General features: G+C 65.8%; 1 protein-coding gene. It reads right to left on the reverse strand.

The window, feature by feature from the left end; all coding sequences use genetic code 11:
• A partial coding sequence (locus CIT26_RS02320; RefSeq protein WP_095491066.1) for an IS4 family transposase occupies positions 1–1,043 on the reverse strand: 1,043 nt, incomplete at its 3' end.
• Between the last annotated feature and the right edge of the window lie 104 nt (positions 1,044–1,147).

Here is a 1,147-nt window from a genome sequence, read left to right on the forward strand (position 1 = left end):
ACAGTGATCTCGGTGGGGCTGAAGAGGCGAGCGGCCTTGAAGGCCTGGCCGGCCGCACCGCGCCCGTGCACGAGTTGCATGACCCTGGTGGCGACAATCAACGCGGCGGCGGCCAGGCGCTCGAGCGCATCGCCATCGGCGATCAGACTTTCCTCCAGATCGATGGCCTGCGACTTCATGGTTCTAAACAGCTGTTCGACGCTCCAGCGCGAGCGATAGAGATCGACAATTTGGCAGGCATCGGCGAGTGTTTTGACGGTGTGGGTGGTCAACAGCCGCCAGATCACCGCTTCCTTCGGCGAAGGTGGCTCGATCTCGCGCACTTCCACCATGTTGAGCGTGCGTTCGCAGGGATCGCGGCGATCGGCGCCAAGGCGCGGCTGGCGCAAGGTCACCTCGGCGAAGCGAACGGCCAGCTCAACGCTGCGTGCCGGCCGGCCAGGACGTGCCCGCAGCTCGAAGGCGATGCGGCCGGCTTCCGGCGTCTTGGCGATCGCGCCGAACAGGCGGCCCTGCTTGCCCAAGGCCCGATCTCGTACGGCGCGGATGAGCACATGGGTGCGCTCGTCGGGCAGCCTTGCAAACACTTCGTAGATGTCGGCCTCGCGGTCGCCGATCACGGTGGCCAACGGCGTGTCGGTCAGCGCCTGGCGCGCCGCCTTGGCTGCGGCAATCCATTTGTAGCTTTCCTTGTCTTCGATCGGCAGCGCCTGGTAGTCATCCGCCTTCTTTGCCTGGCGCCGCCAGATCGTGGCGGCGGCCAGGCCCAGAACGCTGCCGTCCGCGGCATCCACGGCCAGCGCCGGATGCACGAACAGCCCGACATCCTTGCCATTGCCGACGCGACCGAGGCCTCGCTTGCGCGAGGTCTTGGCCGCGTAGTTGATCTCGCTGCNTGCGGCAATCCATTTGTAGCTTTCCTTGTCTTCGATCGGTAGCGCCTGGTAGTCATCCGCCTTCTTTGCCTGGCGCCGCCAGATCGTGGCGGCCGCCAGGCCCAGAACGCTGCCGTCCGCAGCATCCACGGCCAGCGCCGGATGCACGAACAGCCCGACATCCTTGCCATTTGCCGACGCGACCGAGGCCTCGCTTGCGCGAGGTCTTGGCCGCGTAGTTGATCTCGCTGCTGTCCTCGATGAGCAAAACA

Source organism: Mesorhizobium temperatum (assembly GCF_002284575.1).
Taxonomy (GTDB): Bacteria; Pseudomonadota; Alphaproteobacteria; order Rhizobiales; family Rhizobiaceae; genus Mesorhizobium; species Mesorhizobium temperatum.